The 22444-nt window shown below is 41.8% G+C and carries 25 protein-coding genes and 1 rRNA gene; 24 read left to right on the top strand and 2 right to left on the bottom strand.

Annotated features, from left to right (window positions below; translation table 11 throughout):
* The first annotated feature begins 1 nt into the window (after position 1).
* Positions 2 to 118 (top strand): 5S ribosomal RNA (gene rrf, locus BT147_RS04790).
* A 211-nt stretch (positions 119 to 329) separates the two neighbouring features.
* Here the strand turns inward: rrf and BT147_RS04785 are convergent.
* On the bottom strand, positions 330 to 689 hold the full coding sequence (locus BT147_RS04785) for a hypothetical protein (RefSeq protein ID WP_072331474.1): 360 nt from the start codon (positions 687 to 689) through the stop codon (positions 330 to 332).
* 629 nt (positions 690 to 1318) lie between these two features.
* Here BT147_RS04785 and BT147_RS04780 point away from each other — a divergent pair.
* The 21 genes from BT147_RS04780 (at position 1319) to fabZ (ending at position 19781) form a co-directional block, all read left to right on the top strand.
* Complete coding sequence (locus BT147_RS04780) at positions 1319 to 1693, top strand: NADH-quinone oxidoreductase subunit A (protein WP_072331471.1); 375 nt, start codon at positions 1319 to 1321, stop codon at positions 1691 to 1693.
* A complete protein-coding gene (locus BT147_RS04775; protein WP_072331468.1) occupies positions 1684 to 2205 on the top strand; it encodes a NuoB/complex I 20 kDa subunit family protein in 522 nt (173 codons plus the stop codon). Before BT147_RS04780 ends, BT147_RS04775 begins: the two co-directional genes overlap by 10 nt.
* Positions 2198 to 3004, top strand: coding sequence for an NADH-quinone oxidoreductase subunit C (locus BT147_RS04770; RefSeq protein WP_072331465.1), 807 nt, complete (start codon positions 2198 to 2200; stop codon positions 3002 to 3004). The genes BT147_RS04775 and BT147_RS04770 overlap by 8 nt, the downstream gene beginning before the upstream one ends.
* A gap of 2 nt (positions 3005 to 3006) precedes the next feature.
* Positions 3007 to 4104: an NADH-quinone oxidoreductase subunit D gene (locus tag BT147_RS04765; RefSeq protein ID WP_072331462.1), complete on the top strand. Its 1098-nt coding sequence runs from the start codon at positions 3007 to 3009 to the stop codon at positions 4102 to 4104.
* Positions 4104 to 5078: an NADH-quinone oxidoreductase subunit NuoH gene (nuoH, locus tag BT147_RS04760; RefSeq protein ID WP_072331459.1), complete on the top strand. Its 975-nt coding sequence runs from the start codon at positions 4104 to 4106 to the stop codon at positions 5076 to 5078. The genes BT147_RS04765 and nuoH overlap by 1 nt, the downstream gene beginning before the upstream one ends.
* A gap of 29 nt (positions 5079 to 5107) precedes the next feature.
* Entirely contained in the window at positions 5108 to 5563 is a 456-nt protein-coding gene (gene nuoI, locus BT147_RS04755; RefSeq protein ID WP_072331456.1) for an NADH-quinone oxidoreductase subunit NuoI, read from the top strand.
* Positions 5564 to 6070: an NADH-quinone oxidoreductase subunit J gene (locus tag BT147_RS04750; protein ID WP_083426372.1), complete on the top strand. Its 507-nt coding sequence runs from the start codon at positions 5564 to 5566 to the stop codon at positions 6068 to 6070.
* Positions 6070 to 6375 (top strand): NADH-quinone oxidoreductase subunit NuoK, encoded by a 306-nt coding sequence (gene nuoK, locus BT147_RS04745; RefSeq protein WP_072331453.1) that lies wholly within the window; start codon positions 6070 to 6072, stop codon positions 6373 to 6375. The genes BT147_RS04750 and nuoK overlap by 1 nt, the downstream gene beginning before the upstream one ends.
* Positions 6376 to 6389: 14 nt before the next feature.
* Complete coding sequence (nuoL, locus tag BT147_RS04740; RefSeq protein ID WP_353640702.1) at positions 6390 to 8252, top strand: NADH-quinone oxidoreductase subunit L; 1863 nt, start codon at positions 6390 to 6392, stop codon at positions 8250 to 8252.
* Entirely contained in the window at positions 8249 to 9736 is a 1488-nt protein-coding gene (locus tag BT147_RS04735; RefSeq protein ID WP_072331450.1) for a complex I subunit 4 family protein, read from the top strand. Before nuoL ends, BT147_RS04735 begins: the two co-directional genes overlap by 4 nt.
* A gap of 5 nt (positions 9737 to 9741) precedes the next feature.
* On the top strand, positions 9742 to 11268 hold the full coding sequence (locus tag BT147_RS04730) for an NADH-quinone oxidoreductase subunit N (protein WP_072331447.1): 1527 nt from the start codon (positions 9742 to 9744) through the stop codon (positions 11266 to 11268).
* A 244-nt stretch (positions 11269 to 11512) separates the two neighbouring features.
* Positions 11513 to 11758: a DUF1146 domain-containing protein gene (locus BT147_RS04725; RefSeq protein WP_072331444.1), complete on the top strand. Its 246-nt coding sequence runs from the start codon at positions 11513 to 11515 to the stop codon at positions 11756 to 11758.
* A gap of 73 nt (positions 11759 to 11831) precedes the next feature.
* A complete protein-coding gene (locus BT147_RS04720; protein WP_072331442.1) occupies positions 11832 to 12563 on the top strand; it encodes a YwmB family TATA-box binding protein in 732 nt (243 codons plus the stop codon).
* 20 nt (positions 12564 to 12583) lie between these two features.
* Positions 12584 to 13882: a UDP-N-acetylglucosamine 1-carboxyvinyltransferase gene (gene murA / locus BT147_RS04715; protein ID WP_072331440.1), complete on the top strand. Its 1299-nt coding sequence runs from the start codon at positions 12584 to 12586 to the stop codon at positions 13880 to 13882.
* A 158-nt stretch (positions 13883 to 14040) separates the two neighbouring features.
* Complete coding sequence (spoIID, locus tag BT147_RS04710) at positions 14041 to 15177, top strand: stage II sporulation protein D (RefSeq protein ID WP_177239675.1); 1137 nt, start codon at positions 14041 to 14043, stop codon at positions 15175 to 15177.
* Positions 15178 to 15325: 148 nt separating this feature from the next.
* Positions 15326 to 15994 carry a M23 family metallopeptidase gene (locus BT147_RS04705; protein ID WP_083426370.1) on the top strand — a complete coding sequence of 223 codons (669 nt, stop codon included), beginning with the start codon at positions 15326 to 15328 and terminating at the stop codon, positions 15992 to 15994.
* Positions 15995 to 16110: 116 nt separating this feature from the next.
* Entirely contained in the window at positions 16111 to 16401 is a 291-nt protein-coding gene (gene spoIIID, locus BT147_RS04700) for a sporulation transcriptional regulator SpoIIID (protein WP_072331438.1), read from the top strand.
* 262 nt (positions 16402 to 16663) lie between these two features.
* Complete coding sequence (locus BT147_RS04695; protein WP_072331436.1) at positions 16664 to 17314, top strand: DNA-directed RNA polymerase subunit beta; 651 nt, start codon at positions 16664 to 16666, stop codon at positions 17312 to 17314.
* A gap of 64 nt (positions 17315 to 17378) precedes the next feature.
* Positions 17379 to 17900 (top strand): CDP-alcohol phosphatidyltransferase family protein, encoded by a 522-nt coding sequence (locus BT147_RS04690; protein WP_072331434.1) that lies wholly within the window; start codon positions 17379 to 17381, stop codon positions 17898 to 17900.
* A gap of 101 nt (positions 17901 to 18001) precedes the next feature.
* Positions 18002 to 19318 carry an NAD-dependent malic enzyme gene (locus tag BT147_RS04685; RefSeq protein WP_072331432.1) on the top strand — a complete coding sequence of 439 codons (1317 nt, stop codon included), beginning with the start codon at positions 18002 to 18004 and terminating at the stop codon, positions 19316 to 19318.
* A 25-nt stretch (positions 19319 to 19343) separates the two neighbouring features.
* Positions 19344 to 19781 carry a 3-hydroxyacyl-ACP dehydratase FabZ gene (gene fabZ, locus BT147_RS04680; RefSeq protein WP_072331430.1) on the top strand — a complete coding sequence of 146 codons (438 nt, stop codon included), beginning with the start codon at positions 19344 to 19346 and terminating at the stop codon, positions 19779 to 19781.
* A 54-nt stretch (positions 19782 to 19835) separates the two neighbouring features.
* Here the strand turns inward: fabZ and BT147_RS15415 are convergent, their stop codons facing one another.
* Positions 19836 to 19985, bottom strand: a complete 150-nt coding sequence (locus BT147_RS15415; RefSeq protein WP_177239674.1) for a hypothetical protein — start codon at positions 19983 to 19985, stop codon at positions 19836 to 19838.
* 292 nt (positions 19986 to 20277) lie between these two features.
* On the opposite strand from BT147_RS15415, the gene BT147_RS04675 reads away from it, so the two are divergent.
* Both BT147_RS04675 and BT147_RS04670 read left to right on the top strand, forming a co-directional pair.
* Positions 20278 to 21315, top strand: coding sequence for a Gfo/Idh/MocA family protein (locus tag BT147_RS04675; protein WP_072331428.1), 1038 nt, complete (start codon positions 20278 to 20280; stop codon positions 21313 to 21315).
* A 22-nt stretch (positions 21316 to 21337) separates the two neighbouring features.
* Positions 21338 to 22441 carry a DegT/DnrJ/EryC1/StrS family aminotransferase gene (locus BT147_RS04670; RefSeq protein ID WP_072331426.1) on the top strand — a complete coding sequence of 368 codons (1104 nt, stop codon included), beginning with the start codon at positions 21338 to 21340 and terminating at the stop codon, positions 22439 to 22441.
* Positions 22442 to 22444: the final 3 nt, after the last annotated feature.

Below are 22444 nucleotides of genomic sequence, written 5' to 3'. Positions count from 1 at the left end.
GTCTGGTGATGATGGCGGAGGGGATCCACTCGTTCCCATCCCGAACACGACCGTTAAGCCCTCCAGCGCCGATGGTACTTGGACCGCAGGGTCCTGGAAGAGTAGGACGTCGCCAGGCATATACATAATAAAAGAAGCATCTAGTCCATTTGGATAAACTAGATGCTTCTTTTATTATGTATATGCCACATCTGGTATAGAATGTGTTTCTGCTTAGAAAAAGCTCCCTCTAGGTTTCAAGACATGGTTAACAACCACCATACCTAATTCTAGAAGAAGCTTTTGAATGCATGCAAGAATAGTGAAGGATAACTGATAAAGACTTATGGCTACTCCATAGCAAGAACTACATTACCAGTTGCAGAACATCCTTGACTATATCCGTTTTGGCATTTCAAAACGAGTAAATACTCACCCGGGCCTTTTGGCTCTAGTCCATGTGCTGTTTCGCCTCTTCTCAGATAGCCAGTTTTGACTACTTTCCCATTTTTTACGATTTCATATTGAACATAGTAACGAGTATCTTGACCCGCCTGTACATCCCAGCCAAAATAGGTATACTTATCTAGATTATAGGTTTGAGAGAAGACGATACGATCTTGCTTGCCAAGTACCATTCCTTCACTGGCATGAGCTGTTTGAGATAGTAAAAGGAGAGAGCCTAGAGTGGCCATTATTACTTTTTTCATTTTACATTCCTTCTTTCAAGGTTAGGTTGTGAGTCGATTTAGCCTTCTAGAATATACCACACGACAAAAAACTGTGTCTATAAATTATTTTAAATTATTTACAAAATACTCTTTTGAATATCTATTTTGCTAGATAAATAATGAGGCTAGCTTAGTGTATGTATATGGTGGGTAGGCGATTCGGAAGGTTTAAGTCTTATATTTATAAAAGAAAGTATTTATGTAGCTACAGTTTTCAAGGAGAAGGGCATCGTCTAGGAGTCGTAGATATTGGAGAGTCTTTGCTATTTATTATCTAAGTAGAGATTCGGTGTGTATGCAGTGAACGAACAGGTTCTTGTCCAAATCATCTTATAAATTTAATCGATATATCTAATGCTGGAATTGAACCTAGCCAACCACTACAGCTTTTCCCAAAAAGAAATCTATTTTTTTTAGATACATTATATCAACAAATTAGACACTATTTTAGCCTTTTGCTATAATCATTATTAATGATTCAAAACAATATATAAAATCATTCTATTAATTCTAGTTTGTTATTTTTTGATTTTGTTGTTGAGAATCAGGTTACATGCATAGTTTGTTAGAAGGATATATAGGTTATTTGGGCTAGGGAGGGCTTTTGCATGGAGTTAGAGGCTAGTTTTCTAACGATTGCTTGGTTTATTGCACTCGGGATATTGTTGCCTGTAGCAGCATTGACAGTTGGGAAGTGGCTAAGACCGAATAAACCATCTTCTCGCAAAGCAATCACGTACGAAAGTGGGGTAGATCCTACTGGAGAGGGATGGGTGCAGTTCCACGTTCGTTATTATTTATTTGCTCTTCTCTTTGTTATTTTCGATGTGGAGACCATTTTTCTGTATCCATGGGCAGTCGCGTATGATTCTCTGCGGGCTACATTAGGTGTATGGGTTTTGTATGAAATGATTATCTTTATTGGGCTTTTGGTACTAGGCCTCGCCTATGCTTGGAAAAAGAAGGTGTTGAAATGGGAGTAAATTTTGAGGATTTTTCTCCGTTTGAAGAACAAGAACTACAGCGCAATGTACTAACTACGAATCTAGAGCAAATGAAATCTCTTATTCGAAGTAATTCTTTGTGGCCGCTTACATTTGGCCTTGCTTGTTGTGCGATTGAAATGATGGGGACAGGTGGCTCTCACTATGATTTGGACCGTTTTGGAGTGATTTTTCGTGCTTCTCCTCGTCAGTCAGATGTGATGATTGTAGCAGGTACGGTGACGAAGAAAATGGCACCGCTTTTACGTAGATTATATGATCAAATGCCAGAGCCTAAGTGGGTTATCGCAATGGGTTCTTGTGCCACAGCAGGCGGACCCTACATTAAGTCCTACTCTGTAGTAAAAGGTGTGGATCAAATTGTACCTGTGGATGTGTACATACCTGGTTGTCCACCTAATCCAGCCGCGTTAATATATGGAATCCACAAATTACAAGAAAAGATTCGCTATGAAGCGAAGCATGGAAAGCGGGTGACAATCCGTGAGTGACCAAGAAAAAAAACAGGAAAGAGAGCTTATTACAGAGACGAAGCCTGCAAATGCGATGGGTGAGGGAACTGTGAAAAATGAGTCATCTAATGGGGAACAAGGTGTTCAAAAGTCAGATGCTCCTTCTCAAGAGGTGACAGGGGATGGATCTGAACCCGTAAGCAAAGAACAAGATACTCAAATGTCGGTAAAGACTTTGTCTGGGCAAGCAGAAGAAGCTGTAACGAAGCCCCAGGCGGCATCTGTCCCCCCTAGGAAACCAGCGGCTACACCACGCCCAGTGGCGAAGAAACCAGTGGAGGATAAGCCGTTAGAGCCTTCTCGTAAACAACCTTGGTTGGATAAGTTCGTGGTCAAGCTAAAGGATCTGGAAGGATCTGAGCACTTAGAGGATGCCTTTATTAATCGAGCGAATCTTGATCTGCCCACTTTGGTTATAAAAGGTGAGTGGTGGCGTTTTCTCGCTCTTCATTTACGAAATCATTCGGATTGTCAGTTTCATTATGTGCAGAACTTTTCATCTGTGGATTATGAAACTCATTTGGAAGTGGTTGTACATCTTTTTTCGTTCCCGCATAAAGAACGTCTTGGAGTGCGAATCAAAGTAGATCGGACAGAAGCAAAAGCGGATTCAGTAGCTGATATTTGGGATGCTGCTAATTGGAATGAACGAGAAGCGTATGATTTGATGGGGATTACGTTCGAGGGACATCCAGATTTGCGTAGAATCATGTTAACAGATCAATGGGTTGGGCATCCGCTACGTAAAGATTATGTGCCGTATGATGAGGGGGTGTGAGCATGTTACGTACAGAAGAAATGTTACTAAATATGGGCCCACAGCACCCTAGTACCCACGGAGTTTTACGTCTGGTTATTAAGATAGATGGAGAGATTATCCGTGAGGTTGATCCTGTGGTAGGTTATTTGCATCGTGGAACAGAAAAGTTAGCCGAAGATTTAACTTATACACAGATCATTCCCTATACGGATCGCCTTGATTATGTATCCGCGATGACAAATAACTATGCGGTGGTTCATGCGACGGAGCTGCTGATGGGTCTGGAAATACCTGAGCGCGCAGATTATCTACGCATGATTACCATGGAACTAAATCGGGTTGCGAGCCATTTGGTTTGGGTGGGAACGTTTCTACTTGATTTAGGTGCGATGAGTCCATTCCTCTACTGCTTCAAGGATCGGGAAACCATTTTGAACCTATTTAACGAGCTCTGTGGAGCGCGTTTGACATATAACTATATGCGAGTAGGGGGCGTCAAGTGGGATGCTCCAGATGGATGGCTTCAGAAAGTGGAAGAATTTGTTCGTTATATGCAGAAGGAATTGAATACTTATCATGATCTGATTTCAGGTAATGATATTTTCCTTCAACGGACTAGAGGGATTGGGGTTTATACAAAAGAGCAAGCCCTCTCCTATGCCTTATCGGGAAGCAATCTGCGCGTGACAGGAATACCGTGGGATTTAAGGCAGCATCAGTCGTATTCGTTATATCATCAGTTTCAGTTTGAGATTCCAGTTGGTGAAATAGGTGATGTATTAGATAAGTATCATCTACGAATGCAGGAGATAGCAGAGTCGTTAAAAATTGTGAAACAAGTTCTTGATGTGATAAAAGAAGGCCCGATTATGGGGAAAGTACCGAAAGTATTACGTGTGCCAGAAGGGGAGGTTTATGCGGGTGTGGAGTCTCCTCGAGGGGAGTTAGGCTGTCATATCGTCAGCAATGGGAAGAATAAGCCGTGGCGCTTGAAATTCCGTCGTCCATCCTTTTACAACCTTCAGATCTTGCCAGTATTACTAAAAGGAGAGAATATCTCAAACTTGGTTGCGATTTTAGGTGGGATCGATATTATTTTGGGAGAGGTTGATGGGTAATGGATTTGTTCTTCTATCTCGGTCCGATCATCTTAATGCTTCTATTGCTTGGTTTTGTGACATATGCCATTTTGTTTGAGCGGAAAGTCATTGGATGGATTCAGAATCGACCTGGTCCCAACCAAGTAGGTCCCTGGGGATTATTTCAAACGATTGCAGATGTGGCGAAGCTATTGCTGAAAGAAGATATAGTACCAGGGAAAGCAGATCGCTCTTTATTCAAATTAGCGCCTGTTATTGCTTTTGTGCCAGCATTTGCTGTTTTGGCCGTTATTCCTTTTACAGATTCATGGCAGTTTGGTGATTTTGCGGTGGGGCTTCTATATTACATTGCGATCTCTAGTATTACCATCATCGGGATTTTGACAGGAGCTTGGGCTTCGAATAATAAATATTCATTACTTGGTGGAATGCGTTCAGCAGCACAGATGATTAGTTATGAGATTCCACTCGTGCTTTCTGTGATTGGGATCGTGATGACTACGGGGTCTTTAGATTTAAATGATATTGTCCTTGCCCAGAAAAAAGTTTGGTTTATTGTTCCACAATTTTTAGCGTTTCTCATCTTCTTCATCGCTTCATTGGCGGAGTTAAATCGAACGCCGTTTGATTTGCCAGAAGCGGAGTCTGAGTTAGTAGCTGGATATCACGTGGAGTATACTGGATTTCGTTTTGCTTTCTTTATGCTCGCGGAGTATGTGTATGTATTTGCGATGGCATCGCTTACCACTTGTCTCTTTTTAGGTGGATGGCTTCCATTGTTTGGATTGACGATGATTCCTGGGATCTTGTGGTTCTTATTAAAGTTCTCACTGGTTGTATTTTCATTATTTTGGATTCGGGCCACAATGCCACGATTGCGTGTAGACCAACTCATGCAGTTTGCATGGAAAGTACTGCTTCCATTATCGCTTCTCAATATTTTCTTAACGGCGATCTTCAAAGAAATACCCGTTCTTTCTTCATTCTATTGATTTGATTGAGACAAGGTAGGTGGAACAGAATGTTTGGATTGGTAAAAGGGCTTGGTGTAACATTGAAAAACATGACGAAGCCGAAAGTTACCTATAATTACCCTGCGGAACCCATTCCCGTTCCAGATCGATTTCGTGGGATTCAGCATTTTGATGCGGAAAAATGCATTGTCTGTAACCAATGTGCGTTGGTTTGTCCAACTGATTGTATTACGCTCACAGGAAAGAGAAATCCAGATCCTGAGAAAAAAGGAAAAGTAATTGAAGTCTACGATATAAATTTTGAAATTTGTATTTTGTGTGACTTATGTACAGAGGTTTGTCCCACAGAAGCGATTGTGATGACCAATAACTTTGAATTAGCGACTTATAGCCGCGATGATCTATTCAAGAGTATGCAGTGGCTTCATGATAACAATCAAAATATCCGGCAAGAAAACATGTCTAGCAAACCGCCTGGGGCTACAGGGAGGGCGAATAAGTAAATGGAGATTACGGGCGAATTTATTGCGTTTTTTATTTTATCTGTTTTAGCGATTTGCGGAGCCGTTTTTATGATCTTCTTCACGAATGTTGTCCATATGGTAGTATCGATGGCATTTACTTTCCTTAGTATTGCGGGGATCTACTTCTTACTAAACGCTGATTTTCTTGCTGTTATTCAAATTATGGTGTACACCGGGGCTATCTCTATTTTGATGTTATTTGGAATTATGATGACGAGACATAAAGAGACCGAAGAAACACTAAATCGACCTGTTCACTATTGGTTGAGTGTAGTAGGTGCAGGAGTGTTGCTAGTGAGTTTGGTCTTGTTATCACGGGGCGCTACATTTGTCTCGGATGCTGTAGATACCAACGAATACGGGATTGAGAAGATTGGTGAGTTGTTTTTTGGGACTTATATGATTCCATTTGAACTTGCTTCGATCCTGCTATTAGTTGCTCTGATTGGATCGATTATTATAGCAAGGAAAGAGGGGCAGGAGTAATGTTAATAGCTTCTTATCTAGCGCTTGCTGCCATCTTATTTGTCATTGGATTGATTGGCGTGTTGACCAAACGGAATGCAGTGATCGTGCTGTTTTCACTAGAATTAATGCTAAATGCTGCCAATATCAATTTGGTGATCTTTTCAAAAATGGGTCTCGTGCCTAATTTGAATGGGCAAGTATTTGCGCTCTTTAATGTGGTAGTTGCTGCGGCAGAAGCGGCGGTGGGTCTTGCGATTTTGTTTGCTATTTATCGCAATCGAGAAACAATCGATGCTGAGAAATTTAATTTGCTGAAGGGATAGAGGTGGTATGAAGCATGATGTTTACGTGGGCATGGGTTTTACCTCTTTTTCCGTTGATTGCGTTTGTCCTTCTTATTGCCTTGCGCGATGTAATTGAGAAAAGGCTTGCGGTTACGTTAAGTCTGATAGGGATAGGCATTTCATTCGGTTTCGCTGTTTACCTAGCTTGGATGGGGATTTTTCAGCAAAATGTGATTCAAACGGCGAAATATCAGTGGTTTTCGATAGCAGGTAAACCGCTGTATCTTGATTTTATGTTAGAGCCATTGAACATAATAATGGTTTTCTTAGTTTCACTGGTTAGCTTACTGGTTCAGATTTATTCCATGGGATATATGAAAAAGGATGCTCGCATAACCACGTTTTATGCGTATCTTTCACTGTTTACTAGCTCGATGTTAGGTCTCGTAATCTCCGCTAATTTACTACAAATTTATTTCTTCTGGGAACTTGTAGGTTTATGTTCCTTCTTACTAGTAGGGTTCTGGTATTTTAGACCGGAAGCAAAGGAAGCGGCTAAAAAAGCGTTTATCGTGACAAGGATTGGTGACATTGGCTTACTAATCGCGATCTTTATGGTCTATCACAAGGTAGGTAGTTTTGATCTACGAGTGATTCAAGATGCGGTTGGTTCAGGTGTATTAACAGGTGGAGCACTAACAACGGTGGCGATTCTCATCTTTGTGGGGGCCGTGGGAAAATCGGGCCAGTTTCCATTACATACTTGGTTACCTGATGCGATGGAAGGGCCGACTCCTGTAAGTGCTCTTATCCACGCGGCTACGATGGTGGCGGCAGGAGTTTACCTGGTAGGGAATCTATTCTTCCTATTTCAGGGTTCAGAGGTTGCTCTTACAACAATAGCGTATATCGGTGGGTTTACGGCTTTATTTGGGGCCACGATTGCGGTTACACAGAACGATATCAAACGAGTTTTAGCATACTCGACCGTTAGTCAACTAGGCTTTATGATGCTAGGAATGGGTGTAGGATCTGTCTATGCTAGTAGCTTCCATCTGCTCACACATGGATTTTTCAAAGCCCTTCTCTTCTTATCGGCTGGTGCGGTAATGGTTGCCTTGCATCATGAGCAAGACGTTCGCAAAATGGGGGGACTATGGAAGTGTTCCAAATGGCTTGGCATTCCTTTCTTAATCGGATGTTTGTCAATTGCTGGAATCCCGCCGTTCTCAGGATTTTTCTCAAAAGATGAAATCATGTATGCGATCCAGTTATCGGGTAAGACAGATTTATTAGTGATCGGGCTACTCACAACCTTTTTTACAGCCTTTTACATGTTCCGGCTCTTTTACCTGGTGTTTGCAAAGAAATCCCGCGGAGATCAAAAAATCCATTCGATTTCTGGGAGTATGAAGGTTAGCTTAGCTGTTTTAGCGGTGTTTTCAATCGTTGGGGGATTCTTTTCCTATCCAACAACGAGTGCGAGTGCTGAAACGATTACCCAGATAACGAAATTGCCCGGCCATGCTCCTCTATGGTTGATTGGTTCAGCAGTAGGGGCATCCTTACTAGGGATCTTGCTTGCTACTTTTCTATATGTGTGGAAACAGGGAGCGGCAGAGGGGTTGTCTAAACGGCTCTCTTGGCTCTATCAGGCATCGTATCGAAAATATTGGATTGATGAGCTTTATCAGATGATGTTTGTTTCATCGTTAAAAGCAGTTGCGTGGTTCTTGAATGGATTTGATCGCTTTGTCGTGGGTGGGATCGTTCGCTTTGTGGGTTGGGGGACGATGTCTATAGGTAGATTGGGTTCCATGATGCAAAATGGGCAGGTTCAGACGTATGTATGGGTAAGTCTCATCGCATTCTTGATTTTATTTGTTAGTTTGGCATTCGGGAGGTTGATCGGATGAATGCTCTACAGCACTGGCTCCTGAGTTTTATTATATTTGCTCCTTTGCTTGGTTTGCTGTTTTTGGCTGTCGTACCAAGTGCGAAAATCTCTTGGCATCGTATGATTGGTTTACTCGCGATGCTTCCCTCACTTGTCCTTAGCATTTATCTCTATCAACGATTGGGTAGTGGAGCAAGTAGTCTTCAATGGACTCAGAAGTTTGAATGGTTTCACATTGGCGATATGAAGCTGTTTTACCACTTAGGAGTAGATGGTTTATCCGTTATTATGTTGCTCCTCACTGCGGCGATTGCTTTATTTGCAGGGATCGCTTCACTCTACATCACAACGAAGACGAAGCTATACTATTCACTACTATTGCTTCTGGAAGTGGGTACTCTCGGTGTATTTGCTTCCCAAAATCTCCTTCTTTTCTTCTTGTTTTTTGAAATGACGCTGGTTACGTTATTCCTTCTCATCAGTGGTTGGGGTGGTTTGGAAAAGAAAAAAGCATCGTACATGTTCTTGCTATATAACGGGCTTGGATCTGCTTTTCTGCTCTTTGCGATCATCGGTTTGTTAGCTTTCACGAGTACGCTTGAATTAGATCAAATCAAAGCTGTTTTTGCACAAGTTGATTTAGGAGGACTTCCTCCAGAGGCGACTACATTCGTATGGGGAATCTTTCTCAGTTTCATGATTGCATTTGCCATTAAATTGCCTGTTTTCCCGTTCCACACATGGATGTTAAAGGTTCATGTGGAGGCACCACCATCTGTGGTGATGATTCATGCGGGTGTTCTACTAAAAATGGGAGCATATGGCATGATTCGTTTCGGTGTTGGATTGTTTCCGACGCTCTTTGCGCAGATCGCAACGGGGCTTATGATTCTAGGTTTGATAGGTATTCTGTACGGGGCGGTACTTGCTTTTTCACAAAAAGAGTTAAAAAGTGTGATCGCGTATTCAAGCGTTAGTCATATGGGGATTCTCGTAATCGGCCTAGCTTCATTGACGGAAGCCGGGATGCAAGGAGCGATCTATCAGGCTGTTTCTCACGGGATTATATCGGCGCTTCTTTTCTTTCTTATTACCAGTTTAGTAGAGCGTACACGTACGACGGAACTGATTGAATTAGGAGGGTTAGCGAAACAACTTCCGATTCTATCAGGATTGTTTATGGTGGGGGCTATGGGATTACTGGGTCTCCCGGGATTATCGGGTTTTGTAAGTGAATTGATTGCTTTCCTAGGGGTGTATCAAGTAAATCCACAGATTGCGATTATCGGCTCTTTTGGGTTTATTATCGCGGCTGCTTATACCTTACGAGCTTTATTAAAAGTAACTTATGGGCAGTCTGTAACTCGCTTTCAACATTTGCAAGATATCCAAGTGAGGGAATGGCTACCGATGTTGTTACTAGTCATTTTATCGATTTGGATGGGGGTTGATCCAGACTGGATTGGAAACCAACTCCAGCAGACCATTCAGATGGGGAGGTAAGGATAATGAATAATGTATTTGCACAGATAGAGTGGTCTCTTTTGACACCTGAAACAACCATTATCGCTGGGATTGTCCTGCTTCTCTTGATGGACTTGATTTTTCCTTCATCCCTATCACGTAAATGGTTTGGCTTTATTGGTTTAGCTAGTGTTCTGGGAGCCTTAGTGTTTGTAGTAGGTCAATTACCGCTAAAGTCAGCAGAAATCCTATTTGGAACATATCGCTTAGATCCAATGTCTCTCGTTTTTAAGCTTCTGTTCTTAACCTCGACTGCGTTAATTCTGCTTGTTGCGATGGATCGAAAAAAGGCCGATAGGACCGATCGCTATATTGCGGAAGAATATATCTTAATGCTCTCTGCCTTATTAGGTGCGATGTTCTTGGCATCCTCTGTGGATGTTATCACCTTATTTATCGGATTAGAGTTATTAAGTATCTCTTCGTATATCTTAGTAGGGATGAGAAAGCATGAACGTCTTGCCACAGAAGCCGCATGGAAGTATGTCATATATGGAGGGGTCTCCTCTGCCTTCTTCTTATATGGATATTCGTTTCTCTATGGGATATCAGGAACAACGAATTTGTTTACTTTGGGGCAGAGTTTGTCAGAAGTCGTGCAGAGTACTCAATCCGATCTTTTTATTATAGTGGGTCTTTGTCTAATGCTAGTTGGATTTGCTTTTAAAATTTCGCTAGCTCCCTTCCATATGTGGGCACCGGACGTATATCAAGGTGCTTCCTCCCCTGTTGCATCGTTCTTAGCGGTCGTATCGAAGGCAGCAGGCATTCTGTTCTTAATTCGCTTTTTATTAATTGGAATGTATCCCTTGCTCCGTTCTGAAGTATGGGGGGAGAACGTGATGTGGGCCTTGGCGATTTTAGCGGCTGTTTCCATGATTGTTGGAAATACAGTGGCTCTTAGACAGCAGAATGTGAAGAGGATTCTGGCTTACTCTGGAATTGCTCAAGCAGGCTATCTGTTTATTATATTTCCAAGCTTACAGTCTAACTTAATCTTTGTTAGCGTGGTTTTTTACCTAGTCGTTTATATGTTCATGACGATCGGTGCATTTGCGGTCGTACATGTTGTATCAAAAGAGACAGGAAATGATGAGCTTACTAGCTTTGATGGTTTGGTTCGAAGATCTCCAGGACTTGGAATTGCGATGACACTCTTTTTACTCTCACTAGCGGGAATACCGCTTACAGCAGGTTTCATTGGAAAAGTAAACTTGTCCTTAAATACGTTTGCTTCAAGCCATATGTGGCTATTGATAAGCACTTTGCTCGTAACCACTGTGATTTCGTATTATTACTACTTCCGGATTGTGCAACGTATGTTTGTCGAAAATGCAACTTCGGATCAAAAGATACCTATCTCGATTTTCCCAGCCCTCACCATACTCGTAGTAGTACTCGGAACAATCGGGCTTGGGATTGTTCCAGATATTTTATTAAGTAAGCTAGAAGCAGTAAAATGGGGATATGGTCTAATACCGTTAGAGGGGATTCAGCAATTGAAAAACTGATTCTTTTTCGAAGGCAATTTGGCTCACCATACAAATTTTTGTTTTACAAAATTTGTATGGTGAGCCTGTTCATTATGCGTTTGCTTCATAGATGAAAAAAGATTAAACTAGTAGTTGGTTTTAAAAAGGAAGCTTTGAAATATAGCGAAATTAAGTCAAACGCAGGATTTCTTTGATTCCGGTTGGAATTTACGATACCATAGGTTTATTGCAGAGAGAACAAGACGTGAAAGGGGTGCATAGCATGAACGGAGCGGCATCAATTGGTTTCCAGTCCTTATTATCTATCTTCGTATCGCTCTTTTGCATTGTACTTGCGTGGAGACTTCTGCTGAATGTCCGGATTGAGGCTATTTTACGAGTGAAACAAGCGTATCATGTAAAGTGGATGATGATCTTTTTATCGGTTATATTAGGACATTTGCTAGCACGGTTTATTTTGGACTATTTGACATGGTCGAGATGGCTTCCTAGCCTGATATCATCTTAGTAAGGGTATAATCTATTGATTTCATGTACACAATGATAGTGAGAAAATTCTGTGTACGTGAGGGGTATGAGTGATGAAGGCAAAGTGGGGAGTGTTTCTGGTTTGGATTGTACTTTGTGTGTTGTTGATGGGAAATACCCAAGCTCAAACGGATTTGATTCGAGAAATCCTGGATCATTATCAGACAACCAGATCAACTCCATCTTTATTTGTCCTCCATCATGGAAGTCGAACCAATCAGTTACTCACTGGGCAACAAGTGGAAGAGCTAGCAAAACGACTGAACGGTGAATTCCATGGAACAAACTTGCAGACATATAAAGGCAAAGACGGTGTGCGTTACCAAAGTGATTATCTACTCTCGCCATCTTTAAAAATAGCTATTCGAGTCATAGATGATAAACCCACAGAAATAAAGAAAAAGCCATATGTATCATTGCAACTGAGGGGAACGGGTGCACCAGATGCTCGTTTGTACGAATTTCAAAAGCAATTTCAGCAAATTTGCCAAACGTTAGGGATGACTCCTAGTCTTCACTTCTCGATTCAAGGAGATGTGGATTTGAAGCAAGCTAGTGAATTAAAAAGTCTGATTCAATCAACGATGAAGCCTTTGGGAGCAACTCAAATTGAAGAAATGACAACTGAAAAAACGGTTAGTATCTCCTACTTTATACCGAGATGGGGATCTGGGATTGTTACACAAGGCGGCGAAATGAATTTACAAGTTTCTGCACGCTGGAATTATCAGACCAATCGGGCGGTCCTTACAATGGGGACGCCGATTATCACCATAGAATATTAGATCAAGCGGAGGGAAGATCATTGGAAAAAATCGTTGTACAGGGTGGAGCTAGACTAAAAGGTAGAGTAAAAGTTCATGGAGCCAAAAATGCAGTGCTTCCACTCATCACGGCATCGCTTTTAGCATCTAGAGGAAACGTCCACATTGAAGATGTTCCGTTATTGGAAGATGTAAAAACCATTACAGAAACACTAAACAGTCTAGGAGCAGAAGCAAGCTTAGGAGAGGACTCTGTCACGATTAATGCAGAGAATTTATCGAATACAGCTGCTCCATACGAGTTAGTTCGGAAAATGCGTGCTTCTATCTTGGTGATGGGACCTCTTTTGGCTCGAAAGAAACATGCTAGTATTCCATTACCTGGTGGTTGTGCGATTGGTTCACGTCCAATTGATCTTCACCTTAAAGGCTTCGAAGCGATGGGTGTTCAATTTGAAGTTTCACATGGTTGTGTAGAAGGATTTGTAGCAGATCGCTTAAAAGGTGCGAATATCTATCTCGATTTTCCTAGCGTAGGAGCGACCCAAAATTTAATGATGGCGGCTACATTGGCGCAGGGGCGTACTGTAATTGGCAATGCAGCATGTGAACCAGAAATCGTAGACTTAGCGAATCTTCTAAATGCGATGGGAGCTAAAGTACGCGGTGCTGGTACAGATGAGATTCGCATTGATGGAGTCGATTTCTTACGTGGTACAGAACATACCGTGATTCCAGACCGCATTGAAGCAGGTACTTATATGGTTGCTGCGGCCATCACGCGTGGTGATGTATTTGTAGAGGGAGCAATCTCCGAACACTTAGTACCTCTAATCGCTAAGTTGCGAGAGATGGGAGTTAGTGTTTTAGATGGAGATAACGGCATTCATGTAAGTGCAAAAGGGGATCTGAGGCCAGTTGATGTGAAGACTCTACCGTATCCTGGGTTCCCAACCGATTTACAATCGCAGATGATGGCGCTCCAGCTAACCGCAAAAGGAACAAGTATGATTACGGAAACTGTATTTGAGAATCGCTTTATGCATGTGGAAGAGTTTAAGCGTATGAATGCACATATCAAAATTGATGGCCGTTCTTCTGTCATCGAAGGTGGCCACATACTATCTGGGGCTGAGGTCAAATCAACCGATTTGCGTGCAGGTGCCTCTCTAGTACTTACAGGATTAGTTGCGGATGGGATCACGGAAGTGACAGAGCTAAAGCATATTGATCGTGGTTATGTAGATTTAGTAGGAAAGTTACAAAAACTAGGTGCTACCATCTCCCGAGTAAAGATCGGTGAAGAAGTAGAGGAAGTACAGCAAGTAACTTTTGCATAGTTTTTCTTCCGGAAGCACGTTGCTAGAGAGCGACGTGCTTTTTTATGAGTTATACAATCTCCCCTGTTTATTCCCAATTTTGAAATCTATCAAACTCAGTTCTAGAGTCACGAGGAGACCCATAGAGTAGTATAAGCAGATAGATGAGGGGGATGCAGGTGAGATCGTATAAGGAAATATGGTTGACTAGGTGGAGACGAATACGAGGGAATAAGAGGCTTTTGTTCAAAGGAAAGATGATCCTCCTCTTTATCGGGGGCTTTCTATTATTATTAGCGATCCCGACGGTTCTAGTGGGATTTGGGTCGAATGTGGCACTTGTGGCGGGGCAAGCAATCCAGGAGAAGGAAACGAACCCTGGTGCGCAGAAGGCGCAGATAACAGACGCTAAGAGAGCAATTACCAATACCTATAATCCAAATGTACGCGTGTATTTGTCTAAAGAGAAGAAGGTGATCTCACTCCCATTGGAGACCTATTTAGAGGGAGTCGTTGCTGCGGAGATGCCGATTACGTTTGAGATTGAAGCGCTGAAAGCACAAGCAATGGCAGCACGGACCTTTGTGGTTAATCGATTAGAAAAGGGTTCTACAGTGAACCTAAAATCATATGGACTCCCCCATCAATTAGCAGACGTAACCGATACAGTGCAACATCAAGCTTATTCAACGGATGACAAATTAAAAAATCAATGGAAAGATCGCTATCATGAGTATAAAGCGAAGATAAAATGGGCTATTGCAGAAACGAGAGGACAGATTTTAACTTATCAAGGCCAGCCGATCTATGCCGCTTTCTTCTCTACTAGTAATGGCAGAACGGAAAGCTCGGATGAATACTTTACTGCTAAGTATCCGTATCTCGTCAGTGTTGACTCATCATGGGATCGTTCTTCTCCTAAGTTTGAGAAAGAGGCTACATATCCTATATCAGAGGTTTTTTCTAAGCTGGAAAAGCAAACGAAAAAATCGTTAGATGTGCCGGTATCCTTATTCCAATCTGGGAATCAAATGAGAATTGTGAAAAAGACGACAGGGAACCGTATTGCTAGCTTGAGTATCGGTGATAAGAGTTTTTCGGGTAGAGAAGTGAGAGAAGCCCTTGGATTAGCTTCCACCGACTTTACTTGGAAGCAAGAAGGCGACAAGATCACGTTTACTACATATGGATACGGTCACGGGGTAGGCTTAAGCCAATGGGGTGCTAATCTCATGGCACAGACCGGTGCGAAGGCGGATAAAATCGTTAAGCATTATTATCAAGGCATTCAGATTAGCGAGTTTGAGCGGAAATAGTGTGGATAGTCGGGTCGTTCTAATATAAAGCTCGCAACTATCAACAAACTATAATGATTTTCACCCACTCGCAATATACCAAAAATTTAACAACTTAGGTATAAAATGAGTTTTTCACGTCGACAATGTAGTCAGAGGTGAGAAACTTATGAAAATAGAGGATCCAAAAACGAAGGTATCCTTCTTGAATCAAAACAAACGCCAACTTGCGTGGAAAAGACTTCTTACGAAAAAATGGTTCTTTCCCGCTGTGTACTTAACAGTCGTCGCGCTTGTACTAGGTGGAGTATGGTTGGTACAGGGGACTGTTAGCAAAGACGTAAGCAAAAATATGCCATCGATTGATACCATCTTACCCGTAGAAAAACCATCCACTGCTGAAACGATGGTACTGCCTGTAGCATCCAACGCTGAAGCGACGGTCATCAAGAAGTTTTATGATGAGAAAATGACTGGTAAAGATAAAGAGCTAGCCCTTGTAAATTATCAAGGTACTTTTTATCGGAATACAGGTGTAAATTTTGCACGAAAAGATGGGAAGCCATTTGATGTGGTAGCTGCTATGGGTGGTACCGTAACCAGAGTAGAAACCAATCCAGTAGTAGGCTTGCAAGTTGAAATAAAGCATGAAAATGGTTTCATTACCATTTACCAAAGTTTAGCGGCCACTTCTGCAAAAGTGGGACAAACCGTGAACCAAGGAGATGTACTTGGACAAGCAGGTACGAACAAGTTTGAACAAGCTAATGGAAATCACTTACACTTCGAGGTAAGAAAGAATAACCAACCTCAAAACCCAGAACAATTTATCAAGTAAGATACGAAAAGCCCACGAAATAGTGGGTTTTTTCTATTCCTGTCCAAATTCGAAGAATAACCTCATTTTTGCCTCATATACTTTATCAAGAAATGAGGGGAGGGAGGACGGAATCGATGCATGACTATATAAAAGAACGTACTATAAAAATTGGAAGATACTTTGTAGAAACAAAAAATACAGTTCGCTCGATTGCCAAAGAATTTGGAGTTTCCAAAAGTACAGTTCATAAAGATTTAACGGAAAGACTACCAGAGATTAATCCCGATTTGGCAAATCAAGTAAAGGAAATATTAGAATACCATAAATCTATTCGTCATCTTAGAGGTGGAGAAGCTACGAAGATCAAATATAAAAGAAAGCCAAATACCAAAGATTCTCGTTTGAAAGAAGCGGTAAAGATCTGATATTAACTACACCGGGGTAGTACTTTTTATGTAACAAAATTGACGAAATGACAATAAAAGGAATCCTCCGGTGTGTTCGAATTTATGGTACAATCTAACAGAGTCGTCACACATGAATCTAGACGTACTGGTTTTTCTAGGATATATTCTATTTATGATCGTAAAGTGTTGCTGTATAAGACAGCATTCGTTTTTTATATAGACAGAATAAGATATACGTAGGTTTACAAAAAAATGATCTGCTTTTGGAGAGGTAGAAAAAATGAGTCAATTAGACCGAGAAAAAGAGCTGGAGCTTGATGAAAAAAATCATACAGATACTCAAGAGGATCGTGTGATGGTGGGGAAATTAAAGTGGAGTCAAAAAGAGGAAGAAAAGCGGACAGACGAAGGATTGGATGATGAGTTTAAAGAATTGAAAAAAGAGGAAGAAAAGCAAGGGAGCGAGGGTTCTAAAGAGGACAAGCTTGCGAATTTTGAAGATACACTCAGCCCTCTTGATTTTAAAGAATATAAAGTCGATCTTGAACAGCTTCAGGAAGCTTCTGCTGCAGTTGAAACACCTCTAAAAGAAGAAAATATTGTAATGGATGATGTAGAAGATCTCAAGAAGGAAGAGCATGTGCAGGATGAGGTTGTGAAAACGTCTTTTGATGCGCATGATAATGAACAAGAACTAGTAGAGTCTATAGACCAAGAGAATCAAGAAGTATTAGCAAACGAAATAAAGCCAGAAACAAAAAGAAGTCCTTTGAAAGCAGCTATAAAAATTCTCTGGATTCCGATGTTATTGATAGCGGCATTAATGACGGGTCTAGTGATCGGGAATACGATAATTGGTGGAAAGCCCATTTCAGACATATTTAGTTGGAATTCATGGGAACACTTATATAACTTAATTTATCAGAAGTAACCCCCCTAAATCCCGCTTAAGTAGACGGGGTTTCTTCGTGTCAAACCACTGCTTAGGAGGGACTATGTTGAATGTGCCCAATCTGTTGACGTTGGTTCGTTTTCTATTAGTTCCAGTTTACTTGTTCATATTTTTCTCGGATATTCCTTCACCAGCGCGTCTTTGTTGGGCGATTGGAATTATCTTCTTAGCGGGCCTGACCGATGTAGTAGATGGGTATCTAGCTAGGCGTAATAATCAAGTAACGCAAATGGGTGCTATGTTAGACCCACTGGCGGATAAGTGTATGTTAATGGCCATTTTTCTATCCTTATTATTGTCGGATAAAATCTCATGGGAAGCAGCATTTGCAATCCTTTTCCGTGATTTGGGTATGATTGTTTATGGGGCGATTGTTCATTTTCAAGGAAGAAAAACGGTGCCTGCTAACTTTTTAGGGAAATTGACAACAGTGCTTTCCTATCTCGTGTTATTTATGGTTATGTTTGATGTTCCATATGCTTCAACGATACTATGGATTGTAATTGGGCTCTCTTATATCGCGACTTTGTCTTATATGTTCCAATTAAAAGTGGTAAATGAGTAAGGGGATGTGAATAATAGAGGGATCGGGGCGATGAACCCCGATTCTTTCTCTTTGCGATATCGTTTTTCATTCTTGTATACATAAAATTAGGAGGATGCAACATGGGGGCAAGAAATGTAACTCGCACTATTATAGTCGAAACACCATCAAAGCCAGGGAATTTAGGGAAAGTGACAACGGCTATTGGCTTGTTTGGTGGGGATATCGGAGAGATTAAAACCAGACAAATAGGACCGTATTCGACTGTACGGGATATTACTGTACAGTGTGAAAGTGAAGAGCAATTAGAGACAGCGATAGCGGCTGTTGAACAGCTAGGGGAAGGAATCCATGTAAGAGCTGTCTCTGATGATGTCCTCCACGCCCATGAAGGCGGTAAGATTCATATGAGTAGCCGTTTTGATATACGTTCAATAGATGACTTGCGAAAAGTATATACTCCCGGTGTTGCTAACGTGTGCCGCGCGATTGAAGAGGACCCATCTTTGGCTCAATACTATACAAGCATAGGAAATACCGTTGCAATCATTACAGATGGAACGGCTATTTTAGGTCTTGGAAATATTGGACCATTGGCAGGGATGCCAGTAATGGAGGGGAAAGCGGCCTTATTTGATCGCTTAGCAGGGATTAGTGGAATTCCCATCTTGCTAGATACAAGCGATCCGGATGAAGTGGTAACAACTGTAAAGCGGATTTCAAAAGGATTCGGTGGCATTTTATTAGAGGATATTGGTTCCCCGCACTGCTTTGAGATTGAAGAACGTTTGATTGAAGAGCTTGATATCCCTGTGATGCATGATGATCAACATGGTACTGCTGTGGTTACGCTGGCAGCTGTTATGTCTGCTTGCCGTAGTGCGGGTGTTAACTTAAAAGAAGCAGTGGTCGGGCAAATCGGACTGGGTGCAGCGGGCTTAGCTATCTGTCGGATGTTTATGGCTTACGGTGTAAAAGAAATGGTTGGAGTTGACCGTCAGCCTGCTGCCTTAGATCGACTTGCTATGTATGGTGGAACACCTGCTCACTCGCTGGAAGAAATCATGGAGAAATGCGATATCGTGATCGCTACGACGGGTGTACCTAACCTAATCAAACCTGAATGGGTACGAGAGGGACAAGTGATCTTAGCTCTTTCGAATCCAAAACCAGAGATTGAGCCAGATGAGGCAATTAAAGCAGGAGCTTTGTTTGCAGCAGATGGACGATCGGTAAATAATGTTCTTGGATTTCCAGGCATTTTCCGTGGAGCATTAAATGCTGGAGCAAAACGGATTACCCATGATATGTTAGTAGCAGCTGCTACTGCTATTTCAAACCATACCAAGCCAGGCCAGCTAGTTCCTCACCCACTCGATTTAAAAGCACATCAAATTGTGGCAGAAGCAGTCGAGATGGCTGTGATGAAAGAGGAGTAAAGTAAATAAGAAATGAGGTTTGTTTATGGAATGGGCAATCGATAAGATTAAAGAGACGATTCCACACAGATATCCTTTTTTATTAGTGGATCGTGTGCTGGAATGTGAACCAAATGTTCGAGCAGTTGGCATTAAAAACGTGTCGATAAACGAGCCATTTTTCCAGGGGCATTTCCCCCATTACCCAGTCATGCCAGGCGTACTCATCGTCGAAGCATTAGCTCAAGTTGGAGCATTAGCCGTTCTCACCTCAGAAGAGCACAAAGGCAAAACGGGTTTCCTTACAGGGGTTGATGGTTTCCGTTTTCGTGGACAAGTTGTGCCGGGGGATCAGTTGCGCTTAGAGGTGGAATTAACTCGTTTTAAAGGAAGTATTGGTAAGGGAAAAGGAACGGCGAGTGTTGATGGAAAGGTAGTCGCATCAGGGGAATTGATGTTTGCGATTATTGATGTAGCGAGCTAAGGATAAAAGGTATTCAAGGGGATAGGATGGGTCATAGTGACCTCTCCTTTTTCTTTATCTGAATGGGTAGATAACGAGATAAAGAATGATCCAGAGTAGGATACTAAGAAGTAATGAGTTACGAATTCCAATTAAGGGATTTTGAGGCTCATCCATATCGATATCTGTTTCCAATTCTAACTCGACTGAATCGTGGTTTTCCATTGCTTCATCCTCCTTGGTCGCCTGAGTGTTCATTTAGTTTGCGAATGTTGGATAGGGGTTTATACGACGGTGCAAATGGAAGATTCCGCTGATTGTGGGTAACGTAACGTATATACATATTTAGGAACCGCGCATTCTACCAGTGTGCTACCCAAAAGATTTCAGTTATGTTACAGTGAGATTGTAGTTTGTAATGTTTCTGTAACATTAGATGCGTAATTCTACATTTGTTAGAGGTACAATAATAGTAAGTTTTTCTATACGGAACAAGTTTCGGAAATGAGGGAGATCTATGGTACGCTATGGTATTGTAGGTTGTGGTCATATTGCTAAGAAGCATGTTTCAGCGATTCAAGCTGATCCTGGGGCTGTACTCGTGGCAGTATGCGACACCAATAAAGAGCGTTTGAAGGAATTTGCAATCGATGGAGTCATCGGATATACGGACTTAGCTGATATGTTACAAGCAGATGTTGATGTTGTATCGATTTGTACACCAAGCGGTCTACACCCTGCACTCACTATCCAAGTGGCTGAAGCGAAGAAGCATGTCGTGGTTGAAAAGCCAATGGCATTAACTTTGGAAGATGCTGATCGAATGATCGATTCATGTGAGGAAAATGGTGTTAAGATGGCTGTGGTCCATCCAAACCGCTTTCGCCCAGCTATCGTAGAACTACGAAAACAAATTGAAAATGAAAAATTTGGGACCATCGGTCATGCTAACGCAACGGTTCGATGGAATCGAAATCAAGCATATTATGATCAAGCGCCTTGGCGTGGAACGAAGGCCATGGATGGTGGAGTCTTGATGAATCAAGCGATTCATAATATGGACTTGCTTTTATGGATGATGGGGGACGTGGATGAAGTTTATACATATGATGCGACCCGGATTCGCAAAATTGAAGCAGAAGATACATCCATTTCGGTGATTCGCTTTAAAAATGGGGCACTTGGGTTACTGGAAGCGGCTGTTACGATTTATCCGAAGAACTTAGAAGAATCACTAAGTATTTTTGGTGAAAAAGGTAGCGCTGTTGTAGGTGGTCCAACTGCTAACTGGATTAAAACGTGGGATTTTGAAGGCCTGACGGAAGAAGAAGTGACACAGTTGAAAGAACAAATTACGCAAGATCCATGGGGTGTGCCAGGTCATGAGTGTATTATTCGTGATATGACGCTTGCGATTACAGAAGGTCGTACTCCGATTGTCTCGGGCACAGAAGGCCGTGATGCACTCAGCTTAGTCGTCGCTTGTCAGATGTCGGCAGAATCAGGTAAGCCAATTAAAATGAATACGCTAGAACGGAAAATCCTAATAAAATAAATGATAAAAGGGGTATTTCAAAATGAAAAAAATTCCTTTACTAGACTTGAAAGCACAGTTTGCTACTATTCGCGAAGAAGTTTTAGCATCAGTAGAAAATGTATTTGAAAGTGGAGCTTATATTCTCGGACCGGAAGTAAAAGCATTAGAAAAAGAAGTGGCTGAGTACATTGGAGTGAAACATGCGATTGGGGTTGCAAACGGGACAGATGCCCTTGTACTAACGCTAGATGCGATGGGAGTGGGACCTGGAGACGAAGTGATCACGACTCCGTTTACCTTCTTTGCTTCTGCCGAAACCGTATCACAAGTAGGGGGAACGCCTGTATTCGTGGATGTGGACCCAAAGACATATAACTTAGATATCGAACAAGTGAAAGAAAAAATTACAGATAAAACGAAAGTAATCATTCCAGTTCATATCTTCGGTCAACCTGCGAACATGGACGAGCTTCGTGCGATTGCAGAGGAGAAAGGCATCTACATCTTAGAGGATGCGGCACAAGCGATAGGCTCTCAATATCAAGGTCAGATGATCGGCTCTTGGGGCGATGCGGCCACTTACTCCTTCTTCCCAACTAAAAACCTCGGTGGTTACGGAGATGGGGGAATGGTTGTAACGAATAACGATGAACTTGCACAGAAAATCCGCATTCTCCGGGTGCATGGTAGTAGCCCGAAATATTATCACAGCATGATTGGTTATAACAGCCGTTTGGACGAAATTCAGGCAACCGCATTACGTATTAAATTACGCCATCTTGACAAGTGGAACGATGCACGTCGAGAAAAAGCGACCATCTATAATGAACTATTAAAAGATACTCCTCTTGTGACACCTTACGAAGCACCCGATCGTAAGCATATTTATCACTTGTATATTGTACAAGCTGAAAAGCGTGATGAATTGATGAAGTATCTAGGGGAACATGGCATCTCTACAGGTGTTTACTACCCAGTTCCACTTCATCTTCAAGAAGTGTATAAAGATCTTGGTCAAGGCGAAGGTAGTATGCCAGTATCGGAGTATTTATCGAAACGTACTTTTGCTCTTCCACTTTACCCAGAGCTGTCTCGTGAGGATATGAATTATATCGCGGATACCATTAAGAAGTTCTATCAATAAGGA

This window comes from Thermoactinomyces sp. DSM 45891 (assembly GCF_900119485.1).
Taxonomy (GTDB): Bacteria; Bacillota; Bacilli; order Thermoactinomycetales; family Thermoactinomycetaceae; genus Baia.
Note: the sequence above shows the minus strand (reverse complement) of the source record. Positions and strands in the feature narration are given on the sequence as shown.